Annotated in this window: 7 protein-coding genes; 4 read left to right on the forward strand and 3 right to left on the reverse strand. The window is 68.4% G+C overall.

Annotated features, from left to right (window positions below; genetic code table 11):
• The first annotated feature begins 308 nt into the window (after positions 1-308).
• From OG524_RS28710 to OG524_RS28720, 3 genes are all read left to right on the forward strand, one after another.
• A complete protein-coding gene (locus OG524_RS28710; RefSeq protein ID WP_405811918.1) occupies positions 309-1418 on the forward strand; it encodes a serine/threonine-protein kinase in 1110 nt (369 codons plus the stop codon).
• Between the two features lie 98 nt (positions 1419-1516).
• Positions 1517-4519, forward strand: coding sequence for an SNF2-related protein (locus OG524_RS28715; RefSeq protein WP_405811919.1), 3003 nt, complete (start codon positions 1517-1519; stop codon positions 4517-4519).
• The gene (locus OG524_RS28720) at positions 4516-10272 is read left to right on the forward strand and encodes a hypothetical protein (protein WP_405811920.1); all 5757 of its coding nucleotides are present in this window, start codon (positions 4516-4518) and stop codon (positions 10270-10272) included. Before OG524_RS28715 ends, OG524_RS28720 begins: the two co-directional genes overlap by 4 nt.
• On the opposite strand, the gene OG524_RS28725 is transcribed toward OG524_RS28720, so the two are convergent.
• A protein-coding gene (locus OG524_RS28725; RefSeq protein WP_405808419.1) for an IS5 family transposase occupies positions 10185-10993 on the reverse strand; the annotation gives its coding sequence in 2 pieces (ribosomal slippage) (positions 10185-10654 and positions 10654-10993; 810 coding nt in all). The two genes, OG524_RS28720 and OG524_RS28725, sit on opposite strands and share 88 nt — an antisense overlap.
• A 233-nt stretch (positions 10994-11226) precedes the next feature.
• Between OG524_RS28725 and OG524_RS28730 the strand changes: the two genes are divergently transcribed.
• Positions 11227-11463, forward strand: a complete 237-nt coding sequence (locus tag OG524_RS28730) for a hypothetical protein (protein ID WP_405811921.1) — start codon at positions 11227-11229, stop codon at positions 11461-11463.
• A gap of 45 nt (positions 11464-11508) precedes the next feature.
• Here the strand turns inward: OG524_RS28730 and OG524_RS28735 are convergent, their stop codons facing one another.
• Both OG524_RS28735 and OG524_RS28740 read right to left on the reverse strand, forming a co-directional pair.
• Positions 11509-11694 (reverse strand): DUF397 domain-containing protein, encoded by a 186-nt coding sequence (locus OG524_RS28735; protein ID WP_405811922.1) that lies wholly within the window; start codon positions 11692-11694, stop codon positions 11509-11511.
• The gene (locus OG524_RS28740) at positions 11691-12557 is read right to left on the reverse strand and encodes a helix-turn-helix domain-containing protein (protein ID WP_405811923.1); all 867 of its coding nucleotides are present in this window, start codon (positions 12555-12557) and stop codon (positions 11691-11693) included. The genes OG524_RS28735 and OG524_RS28740 overlap by 4 nt, the downstream gene beginning before the upstream one ends.
• Positions 12558-12707: the final 150 nt, after the last annotated feature.

Below are 12707 nucleotides of genomic sequence, written 5' to 3' on the forward strand. Positions count from 1 at the left end.
CGGCGTACTGCTGATGCAGGTTGAAAAGGAATCAATGTCCCATGCTCCGGGGACCTGGCTGTCACCCACGGCCCCAGGAGGCCGCGCCGAGACGCCGTCGCGGCCGACTGCAGTGGTCCATGGACCGCGAAGAGATCCTCTTGGAGTCGTCATCCGAGCCCTGCTCACCTCCCGGAAGCGGGCCGCTGTCGACTCGAAGCATCGTGCGCCAGGCACTCGCGGCTATGCCCCATAACCGAGGGCCCCGCTGCGAGCTGCCCGTATATCCTCGACATCCCGCTGTCAGCGCCGAAGGGAAGGCCGTCACCGTGGAGCCACTGAGCGGCGAGGATCCGGCCCGCATCGGCGGGTACGTCCTGCACGGGCGCATCGGTGCCGGTGGTATGGGTCTTGTCTATCTCGGTGAGTCCGAGGCCGGCCACCTGGTTGCTGTGAAAGTGATCAGGCGGGCGGTCCTCGACGAGGACACCCGCGCCAGGTTCGTGTCCGAGGTCGACAGCCTCAAGGTGGTGTACGGCCCGTGCGTCGCCGCGTTCGTGGCGGCCGACGCCCAGGCGGACCTGCCCTGGCTCGCCGTCGAGTACGTCGCGGGACCGGACCTGCGGACGTACGTAACCGGGCACGGGCCGCTGCCCCCGGCCGAGACCGCGAGCCTGGGCGCCCTGCTTGCCGAAGGGCTCGGCACCATTCACGAGGCAGGACTGCTGCACCGCGACCTGAAGCCGCAGAACATTCTGCTCGCCGAGTACGGCCCCAAAGTCATCGATTTCGGCCTGGCCGTTCTCGCCGAGCGGCGCTCCGTACTGACCGCGACCGGAGTCGTCGTCGGCTCGGTCCTGTGCATGCCGCCCGAGCAGGCCCGGGGCGAGACCGACCTCGGCCGTGGCGCCGACGTCTATGCCCTCGGTGCCTGTCTCCTGTACGCGGCGACCGGGCACTACCCGTACACCGGGCCCAGCTGGCAGGCCGTGGCGTTGCGCATCGAGGACCCCGCCGCAGTGCCCGACCTGGCGGGCCTGGCACCGGAGTTGCAATCAGTGATCGCCGCCATGCTGGCCAAGGACCCGGGCAGCCGGCCCGCGCTGGGGGAAGTCACCAGACAGCTCGCGGATGTCATCCGGGGTCTCGGTCTCACCCCGGGTGAAGCCAGGCGCAAGCTCACCGCCCGCACCCCGGCGGTGCCGCTCGACATCGCACCGCTCCCGCCGGCCGTGGACCCGGCTTACATGCCGACGGTCGTCGACGTGGCCGCCGACGCGGAGGAGGCCCCCGGTCCTGAACCGGAGGACGCGGTGCCGGCCCCCGCTGCCGAGCAGGAGCGGGAGCGCGGCGCATCAGGCACCGGCGTCCGTCTGACCGCCCCGCTACGGATCGCCGAGTCGCTGCGCGCCGCCTACTCCCGTGAGGCCACCTTCTGAGGATGTGCGGGAGCCGCACGGCGCCCTCCAACCCCGTGAAAGACTCGTGAAGCACTGGGGGACCAGGGACCGACACGCATCAAACGAAGGAATCACGGGTGGCAGACCAGGGGGAGACCCGGTACCCGGCAGGCGCGCAGATCCACGTCCGTGACGAGGAATGGCTGGTCAGGAGCGCCAGAAGTACCGACCGGGACGGCGACAGGATCGAAGCCGTCGGGGTCTCGGAGTTCGTACGCGACGAGGAAGCGGTCTTCTTCACCGAGATCGACGACGTCGAGCTCGTCGACCCCGAGAAGACGACACTCGTTCCCGACACGTCCTCCTACTTCCGCAGCAGCCGTCTCTTCCTGGAGGCAGTCCTGCGCAAGACCCCGCTCCCGCAGTCCGAACGCGGGCTGGCCCTCGCCGACGGCTTCCTGCTGGACCCGCTCAGCTATCAGCAGCGCCCCGCCGAGCTGGCGCTCTCCATGCGCAACCTGCGCCCCCGCATCCTGATCGCCGACGTCGTGGGCCTGGGCAAGACGCTGGAGATAGGGATCACCCTCGCCGAGTTGATCCGCCGCGGACGCGGCGAACGCATCCTCGTCGTCACCCCGCAGAGCGTGCTGGAGCAGTTCCAGCACGAGCTGTGGACCCGCTTCTCCATCCCCCTGGTCCGCCTGGACTCCCTCGGCATCCAGCGGATCCAGCGCGAGATCCCGGCCGGCCGGAACCCGTTCACGCACTACAAGCGCGTCATCATCTCCGTCGACACCCTCAAGAACATCGGCCAGTTCCGGCACCACCTGGAGCGCATCCAGTGGGACGCGGTCGTCATCGACGAGTCGCACAACCTGATCAACCCCGGCAGCCAGCGCCGGGCCCTCGCCGAGATCCTCGGCCCGCGTACCGACGCGCTGCTCCTCGCCAGCGCCACCCCGCACAACGGCGACAAGCAGTCCTTCGCCGACCTGGTGTCCCTCCTCGACCCGGCGGCGATCGTCGACGCGAACGACTATGACCCGGAGAAGGACCTCGGGCACCTCTACATCCGCCGTACGAAGATCAGCCCCGAGGTCCGTGACCAGATGGGCGAGGAGTGGGCGGACCGGGGGCCCACCCACTCCGTGCACTGCGCCGCCACCGAGGCCGAGGAGCGGATCTTCGCCGAACTGGCCGAGCACTGGCTGCCGGCCCCGCCCACCACGGTCGAATTCGGCACAGGCGACCAGGACCGGGTCTCCGTCAGCACCGATCCGCTCTTCGCCCACAACGTCCTCAAGACCTTCCTCTCCTCCCACGTCGCGCTCGGCCGGATGGTCACCAACCGCAGCGACAACCTCACCGCGAAAGCCGGCAAGGACGCGAAGGACGGCAAGCGGCACGACCCCGCCCTCGATGCCGAGCAGGAGGCCCTTGCCCGCCTGGCCGCGCTCACCGACTCCATCGGAGACGGCAGCGCACCTGGCGACTCGGCCAAACTCGACGCGCTCGTCGAGCAGTTGCGACAGATCGGTATCCGTCCCGGCGGCAAGAAACGCGCCGTGGTCTTCTCCGAACGCGTCGAGACCCTCAAGTGGCTGGCCCGTGTCGTGCCCGCGCGCCTCGGCTTCCCGGCCGACAGCACCCCGGAAGAGACAGCCGCCGGCACGACGAGCGATCCGGCCAAGCGTTTCCGCAAGCCCGTCCTCCTCATGCACGGCGGACTCGTCGAGCAGGAACAGCAGGCGATCCGCGAGGCGTTCTCCCTCGCCGACCACCCGGTGCGCCTCCTGTTCACCGGGGACGTCGCCTCCGAGGGCGTCAACCTGCACCGCCAGTGCAGCGACCTGATCCACTACGACATCCCCTGGTCCCTGATCCGCATCGAGCAGCGCAACGGCCGTATCGACCGCTACGGGCAGCGTGTCCAGCCGGAGTTCCGCGCCCTGATCCTCACCTCCGCCGTGCCCGGTGCGAAGGACGACCGCACGGTCGCCGAGAAGCTGCTGCGCCGGGAGGAGGAGGCCCACAAGCTCAACGGCACCGCTGAGGCGGAGACCGGCTACTACCGGGCGGAGGAGGAGGAACGCCGCCTCATCCGCGAGCTCGTCGAGGGCGGCAGCGTCGAGGACTTCTTCGACGCTGCCCCGTCCGGCGAGGACGACGGCCTGCTCGCCGGCCTCTTCGGCCAGGTCGACACGATCACCGACCAGGAACTCCCGGCGCGCGCCGAGCTCCCCAGCCTCTTCAACGACACCGCGGCCTTCGTCGACACCGCGCTCGCCGAGGTATTCGATGAGCGGGCCGACGAGCTGATCGGCCTCACCCGAAGCAGGGACGCCGACAACCGCCCGTATCTGTCGCTGTCCCCGGCGAAGGCCCCGGACCTGCTGCGCCGTCTGAAGGCCCTGCCGCCCTCCTACCTCAAGGAGCAGGGCGTCGCCGAGCGGATGCTCCTGACCTTCGACCGGGAGCTGGCCGACCGAAAGCTCAGCGACGCCCGGGAGAGCTCGGACACCCTCTGGCCCAACGTCTCCTTCCTCACAGACATCCACCCGGTGGTGGAGTGGCTGACGGACAAGGTGCTGGTGGAGTTCGGCCGGCAAGAGGCCCCCGTCATCACCTCGCCCGACGCCAGACACCCCACCTTCCTCGTCCAGGGCATCTACTCCAACGCGCTCGGCCGCCCCACGGTCGTGAAGTGGATGGCCGTCACCGGACTGCCCAGCACGCCGGTCGTCACCTCCATGTCGGACGCCCTGCGGGCCGCGGGCGTCGGGCCGCGGCTCGCGGTCACCGGCGGACCCCGCGACCGGGACCGCCTCCAGTCCCTCGTCCCGGCCGCCGTCGCAGCGGCCCGCGCCCACCTGGAGCGTACGAAGGACGCCTGGGCCGACCTGATCAGCGAACCGCTCGCCGACTACCGCAAGCAGCTCGCCCGATGGGAGAAGGACTCACTCCTGCCGGGCATCACCAGCCGCAGACAGCGCCAGGTCGAGAAGACCGCCGACGACCAGGCGCACCTCCTTGACCAGCTGCGGACGACCGGCCGCCCCCTGCTCAGGGTCCTGGCCGTCCTGGACCGGCCCGCCCCGATCGACAGCCCCGAACCGGCGGACAGCGGAGACCTCACGTGACGTACGACTCCCTGATCAACCAGGGCGACTTCCTCTCGGCCCACTACCTGGCCGAGGTGCTGCCCAAGGACCTCAAGGCCAAGGACGGGCTGCTCGCCCGCTGGGCAGCCAGGGAGGACGAGGCCCGCCGCGTTCACGCGGCGGCCGTCGCCGACGCCAAGCGTCTGGGCGAGGACCCGGCGACCGTACCGCCGCGCGCCCGTACACCCAGGGAAGGCCTGCGCGCCCTGCACGGACCGTACTTCGCCTCCCGCGCGGACTTCGAGAAGGACGAGGAGGCTCTCGGCCGGCCGGACGCCCCCGTCCCCGTTGACTGGCCCAAGCGCGTCACCGACCTGCACCTGGGAACCTTGCGCGCGCTCGGCTTCAGCGAGGCCCACGAGCAGACGCACACGGTCCACCGGTCCGAGCGCGAGTACACCCTCACCGCCCTGCACCAGGAGTCCGGCATCGTCGCCGTCTCCTGCGGCTGGACCGCCCAGCCCGACGCCGCCCTCGACCCGGAGGGCGCCGGCCGGCTGCTGCACCCGGTCGCCCTGGAGGCCTCCGGGTCGCTCACCGACGGCAAGGCACTGGCCGACTTCCTCTTCGAGTGCGAGAATCCCCCGCGCCACGTCCTGCTCCTGGTCGGCGGTGTGATCGTCCTCGCCGACCGGCTCACCTGGTACGAGGGCCGCTACCTCGCCGCCGTCCTCGACGAGGCCCTCGGCCGCCGCGACGACCGCAACGGCGGGGAACTCGACACGATCGCCGCGCTGTTCGGCGCCGACTCCCTGCGGGTGCCCGTGGAGGGAGGATCCGCCCCGCTCGCCGACTTCGTCGACAAGTCCGGCAAACACGCCGTCGGCGTCTCCACCGAGCTCCGCGAAGGCCTGCGCCTGTCGGTCGAGTGGATCGCCAACGAGGTCCTGGACCGCCTCCGGAGCCCGGAGAACGGCGTCACCCCCGCGCAGCTCGACGACCCGGTACGCCTTGCCAAGGAGCTCAGCCGCGAGTCGCTGCGCTACCTCTACCGCATCCTGTTCCTCCTGTACGCGGAGGCCCAGCCCGCCCTCGGTATCCTGCCCGCCGACTATCCCGAGTACGACCGCGGCTACGGCCTCCAGCGCCTCGGCGACCTCGTCACCCGCGACCTCATCGGCGAACGCTCCCGCAACGGCTACCACCTCTACGAGTCCCTCGACCTGCTGTTCCGCATGGTCGAGAAGGGCCACCGCCCCTACGGCACCGAGCCCGAGGACCTCGAAGCCGAAGCAGCGCTCCAGGAGGCCACCGAGGCCGAACGCGAGGCCGACCAGCTCCTCGCCGCCTGCGCGATCACCCGGGCCGAGTACACCGAACGCCTCAGCGACGCCGCCCGCCTGCGCCGCACCGCCGGCCGCAGCGCCGACGAGGGCCTGCGCTTCGAATCCCTGCGCTCGGACCTGTTCGCCGAGAAGGCCGTACGCCTCATCGCCGACGACCAGGTGGAGAATCCGGCGTACGACCCCGCCGTCCCGGAGTCCAAGCGCGGCCCCTACCTCGACACCCGGCTGCGCAACGAGACCCTGCACAAGGTGCTGCGCCGTCTGATGCTCACCAAGGGCAAGGGGAAGGAGCGCGGCGGCTTCATCTCGTACGCCCAGCTCGGCATCAACCAGCTCGGCGCGGTCTACGAAGGCCTGATGTCCTACACGGGCTTCATCGCCGTGGAGGACCTGTACGAGGTCGCCAAGGGCGGTGACGCGTCCGGTGGCAGCTGGATGATCCCGGAGTCCAAGGTCCACGAGTACGAGGACGACGTCTTCGTCCGGCGCGTCCGCGACGAGACCACCGGCCACCTCGAACGGGTCGTCCACCCCGAGGGCTCCTTCGTCTACCGCCTCGCGGGCCGCGACCGGCAGACCTCCGCCTCCTACTACACCCCGAAGTCCCTCACCGAGGTCACGGTCGAGCTGGCCCTCAAGCACCGCCTCGACCAGGACGGCACGACCACCCCGGCGCGCGAGCTGCTGGAGTGGAAGATCTGCGAACCGGCCCTCGGCTCCGGCGCGTTCCTCAACGAGGCCATCGACCAGGTCGCCTCGGAGTATCTGCGCCGCCGCGAAGGCGAGCTGGGCCGCCGCATCGACACCGAGCGCCGCCAGATCGAGCTCCAGAAGACCAAGGCCTACGTCGCCCTGCACAACGCCTACGGCGTCGACCTCAACGCCACCGCCGTGGAGCTCGCCGAGGTCTCCCTCTGGCTCAACACCATGCACCCCGGCATGCGGGCCCCCTGGTTCGGCCTGCACCTGCGCCGCGGCAACTCCCTGATCGGCGCGGGCCGCAAGGTGTACCGGGGCAAGGACCTCCACAAGGGCGCCTGGCTCGCCAGGAAGGACGCCCTCTCCCCGGACGAACTCCCCTTCCGCGACGGCGACCTGCCCGAGGGCGCCGTCCACCACTTCCTCCTCCCGGCCGTCGGCTGGGGCGCGGTCGCCGCCGAACCGGAGGCGAAGAAGCTCGCCCCGGACCAGGCATCGGCGCTCGCCGCCTGGCGCAAGGGCATTCAGAAGTCCCCGAAGGGCACGGCGTTCGCCGAACGCGAGGACGAGCCGGCCGCCGATCGCGCCAAGCGGTACGCCACCTGGCAGAAGCGCAACCGTGACTCGGAGGCCGGGCGCCTCCAGCGGCTGGCCCGCACGACGGAGTTCCTGTGGCGCATGGTCGCCAAGCGTCTGGAACTCTCCGAGGACAAGATCGCTCGCCGCATCGACGTCTGGGGCGCCGACTGGCTCGACCAGCCGGACCAGGCCATCGACCGTCAGCGGGTCCTCGACGACCTGACCGCGACCGGCACACCGTACTGGCGCCTGAAGAAGGTCATGGACGCCTGGTGCGCCCTGTGGTTCTGGCCGCTGGACAAGGTCGCCGAGCTCGACGGCACGGCACGGGCGTACGAGGTCGGGGGCGGCGTCGTCAGCGAGGCGGACCTGGCCGCGCTGCTGGGCGGGGCGCCTGCCGCGCGGACGGCGGAACCTGCCGCGCCGGAGCCGACCGACGGCCCGGCGCCGGGGGACCAGGGCTGGGAGAAGGTCTCCCTGTTCGGTGAGCCCGTCGAGGAGGAGCAGAAGCAGCAACGTCCGTCCGGTCAGCGGCGCGGCGGAAGCCGGCAGTCACGCATCCCGACGAACCGCTGGCGCGACACCATCCCGCTGAAGACCCTGGCTGACTGGCTGGACTTCCTGGACTGCCTCCTCGGCACCCACGAGGTACCGGAGGGCTCGTTCCTGGACGCCATCGAGGACCTGGACGTCCTGACGACGTACGAGAAGGACCTGGTCGCGGTCCTGGGCATGGACGAGGCCCAGCACCTGACGGGGCGCTTCCCTTGGCTGGGCGTGGTGGAGAGCATCGCCGGCTCGACGGAGAAGGACATACAGGCGGAGGACGGCCACGGCTTCTTCCACTGGGAACTGCACTTCGCGCATGTGTTCCGGGGGAAGGGCGGGGGGTTCGACCTCCAGGTGGGGAACCCGCCTTGGGTGCGGCCGGAGTGGGTGGAGAACCCTCTCCTGGCTGAGCGTGACCCTTGGTTCATGCTGACGGAGAAGCCTCCGACTTCGGTACGTCAGGCTAGAAGGACATCAGTCCTGGCTGAGGAGAGTAACCTCCGCTATTTCCTGGATGAGCTTGCATCGGTGAGCGGTACCTCCGAGTTTCTCAGTTCACGTGTCAACTACGCGCTGATGCAAGAGACTCGGCCAAATCTGTATCGTGCCTTCATGTGCATGACTTGGATGCACACGGGACGCGATGGCACGGTGGGTCTTGTTCATCCCGACTCGCATTTCAGCGGGGACAGGGAGGCGAGCCTCCGGGAAGCCAGCTACGAACGGTTGCTAGTGCATGGCAGTTTCTCCAATGCAGGCAATCGGTTCTTTCCGCCTCCAGTGGGTCACGCAGCGCAGTTCGGCGTGCATATCTACGGGCGCGAGGGTCAGATCGCCTTCGACCACCTGTCGTGGCTGTTCTCCGTAGACGCGCTGCGCAGGTCGTATGACGACGACGGCGAGGCGCCCGATCCGGGGGTGCGCTTCGGAGGAAGGTGGGACGAGCGACCTCACAGGAAGCGAATCGTGCGGGTCACTGAGGAGACGTTGGCCGAGTGGCAGAGGCTGACCGGCGATGAGGACCAGCCAGCATCCCAGGCGCGACTTCTGTCACCAGTCAGTACAGCAGAGGCGGACGCCATCAGAGCGCTCGCTGACTACCCAGTACGGCTTGCTATGTACAGCCCTCAGATCGCAGGTGGTTATAACGAGAAGACAGCCAAGGATGAAGGCCTAATCGACTACAACTTGCCGGACGGGAACGGTGTACGACACCTTCCGGTCAGCTGGTCCGAGGTGATCATCAAAGGTCCGCAACTCGGCCTGGCGAATCCGATGTTCAAGCAGCCGAGCCAGGGCAGCAGCGAGGTGTTGGGCGTCAACCCGCAGACGCTTTCGGATGACGCTGTGCCAGAGTCCGAGTACACCTACGTGGCTGATGAGCCGGTCTACAAGGGGAGGCAGGACCGCTGGATTGACCACCGCCGGTTGGCCGATCTACGAGGCTCCGATACGGCAGTTAGTCTGGCGCGGGCGGCGGTTGCGGAGTCCCGGCTGGCGGCTGAGGAGAAGGTCACGGATGGAGAGGTGGGTGCGTGGCTGGAGGAGTGGTCACGGCGGCCTTACACAGACTTCTTCCGGGTTGTATGGCGAGAGTTCATTGCTCCTGACACGGAACGCAGCCTCTATGTAGCGCTAATCCCGCCCGGTGGGACTCACATTCATGCCGTGCGCAGTGCCGCTTTGCCGAGCAATCGTGGAACGGCACTCTCGGCTGGGTTCTGGTCGGGTATCCCCGTTGACTACCTATTGCGGACCACGCGTGTACGACACCTTGATGTCACTCCGGCACGCCGTCTCCCGACTTCGGCTGAGGATCATCCGCTCGCGTCAGCCTTGCTCCTACGCACTCTACGGCTCAACTGCCTGACGAATGCCTACGCCGAACTCTGGGCGGAATTGTACGACCAGACATGGAAGGCCTACGAGCCGTGGGCGTGCGCGTGGCCCGGCCTTACTGATGGTTTCAGAATGAGGTCGCAAGGCGGCGAAGGCGTGTGGGGTGCCCGCCGGATGAGGCGAGGCCCCGTCCGGTCTGCCCCATGCAGTTCTGTGTCGCGGCCTGCCCCACGACGGCCGGCAGCTGTGCAGGCTCGCCCGGTCGGCCTGCACAGTTGCATAGTGTGCTCATGGATCGATTCGTGGGTCAGGGCCGCCTCGAATGGTGGGTTAATCAGTCGATTTGCCTTGAGATGTACGACATCAACATCACTGCCACTCTCGACGCGGTCGGCAAGTGGCGGGCGACCGGTCGGCATGCCAACGCCCTTGACGCAACCCAACGCGAAGGCTGGGACTTCCTCATGGAGATGGATCCCCACTTCTCCATTGCGTTTCCAGGTGAGGACTGCGGCGGGATCACGGTGCGAGTCGTCGAGGCCGAGGATGGAACCCTCACGCTCGTGGAGGCACCGGACTGGGACGGCTCCGCGAGTGTCACCTTCGACCTCACCTGAGTTCAGCTCGCAAGGGCAGGAACCCGACTTCGCTACCCTGCCACCAACTTCGATGCGTCGCCCCATACTGATCTTTCAGAATGAAGTTCGGAGGCGGCGCAGGCATATGAGGCTGCAGGCCAGTTCGAGCAGGCCCTGGTGGAGATCGGCGCGGCGCTCGTAGCGGGTTCGGAGCCGTTTGAACTGGTGCAACCAGGCGAAGGCGCGCTCGACCACCCAGCGCACCTTGCCCAGTCCGGAGCCGTGAGCGACGCCGCGTCGGGCGATCATCGGCTTGATGCCGCGCTTCCACAGCAGGCGGCGGTACTTGTCGAAGTCGTAGCCCCGGTCGGCATACAGACGCCGGGGCTTGCGGCGGGGACGCCCCCGCAGACCCCGGATCGACGGAACGGCGTCGAGCAGGGGCAGGAGCTGGGTGACGTCGTGCCGGTTGCCACCGGTGAGCGTGACGGCGAGCGGGGTTCCGTTACGGTCGACGATCAGGTGGTGCTTCGAGCCAGAGCGGGCCCGATCGACGGGCGAGGGTCCGACGTGGTCCCCCCTTTGAGCGCCCGGACGTGCGATCCGTCCACGGAGCAGTCGTCCAGGTCCAGCAGGCTGGCGCGACGAAGCTCGATCAACAGGGCGGTGTGCAGGCGCAGCCAGACGCCGGCCTCGGTCCAGTCCCGCAGTCGGCGCCAGGCCGTCACCCCGGAACAGCCCACCGCCTCCGCGGGGACGTCACGCCACGCGACACCGGTCCGCAGCACGTACATGACGCCGGCGAGCGCCACTCGATCGGGAACACGCAGCCGCCCCGGGTGGCGATGGCGCCGTTCGGGGGCGGGCGGCAGCAACGGGGCCACCCGCTCCCACAGGTCGTCAGGAACAAGATCAGCACGCACGCCGGACACCTTGCCGACCAAGATCGTCGAGCGCAAGACCCACGGCTCAACTCATTCTGAAACGATCAGTTAGCTCTCTCCACGATGTAGCACCGACCTGGACACGGAACACGCCGCTCCGGAGTGAACGTACTCGGAGGGCCGCACTCGTTGAGATCGACGCGCTGGTAGCCGTATGGCTGGGTGTGAGTGCTGATGCTCTGGTTGCCATGTATAAGTCCCGTTTCCCGATCATGCAGGACTTCGACGAGGTCACGTGGTTCGACGCAAGCGAGCGTAAGATCGGTGGCACTCGGCACACTTTTGGCTTCGGCCAGACCAAGGACCATTACGAGCAACTCCTCGCCTTCAATGCGGGCGAGCGATCCGAGCCTCCCGAGGGTTACACCGCACCCTTCTACAAGGCCGACCGCGAGACGGAGATGCGCGCCGCGCACGCCTACTTCACCCAGCGGATGAAGGACGCCTGAGAGGAGCGCCCCGGAGCCGGATCCGAACCGGCACGGGGCGCTCGATCAGGCCTGAGAGGCGTACGAGACGAAGCTCGTCCACGATGCGGGTGAGAGGGCGAGCCGAGGACCCTGCTCGACCTTCGAGTCTCGGACGTGGACCGCCTCGGGGGCGGTTGCCACCTCGACGCAACTGTCGCCGGAACCTCCGCTGTAGCTGCTCTTGAACCAGGTAAGTTCTGTGGTGATCATGCTGCTCCTCGCATACTCCGCAACAGGCTCGTGGAGTCCTCCAGGGAAAGAGCCTGTGACCGCATCCTGGCATACCGCATCTGGAGCATGCTGACCACTTTGCGGTCGGAGTTGAGTTGGCCGCTCTCCTGTCCCTCGCAGTACGCCAACCACTTGTTATCCCGGGTCTCCAGCAGTTGGATGGGCCCATCCAACCCTGCATGATCCACCCGCATCTGCGGCATGATCTGGATCTCGATGTTCCGTAGCTCCGCAAGCCTCAGCACGTGCTCGATGAGCTCCCGCGTCACGTCGGGCCCTCCCGTACACCGCAGGAACACGCCCTCCTCCAAAATGAAGCTGTAAGCCGTGTTCGGCCGCTCCCGCAGTAACCGCTGCCGCTCCAGCCGAGCCGCCAACTGCGCCTCGATCTGGTTATCGCCCAAGGGTGGCAACTGGTTGACGAACAACCGCCGCGCGTATGCCTCCGTCTGCAACAGCCCCGGAATCAACCGGCATTCGTACGTGTAGAGGCTCACCGCCTCCGCCTCCAGCACCGCCCACTGCCGGAACCAGCTCGCCAGCCCCGGCCGCCGCGACAGATGCCGCGCCCCACCCCGCAGCGCCCCGAAAGCGTCCAGGACCTCTTCCGCCCGTTCGACGAACTCCGCCGACGGAAACCGCCGCCCCTGCTCGATCGAGCCCACGGTCGGCACCGAGTACCGCACCCGCGTCGCGAACTGTTCCTGCGTCAGCCGGGCCCGCGCCCGGAACGCCTTCAGGACCTCCCCGAAGGCCTTCAGGCTGTCCGAAGCCTCCGGCTCAGCAGCACCGTTGCCCGCCGCGCCCCCACAGGCGCCAACCGCACCCGCCACTTCGTCCAACCGACCCACCTCCACGTACCGTCCCGCCAACCCACCCATGCTCACGCGTCGTTACGGGCGCTGTCTACTCTCCGCACTCGTACGCTGACCCAGCGTACGAGTCGCAGATCTGGCGCACCGGCATACGCCCAGGTTGCATCAGGCCGCGCG

The organism is Streptomyces sp. NBC_01520, assembly GCF_045040375.1.
Classification (GTDB): domain Bacteria; phylum Actinomycetota; class Actinomycetes; order Streptomycetales; family Streptomycetaceae; genus Streptomyces.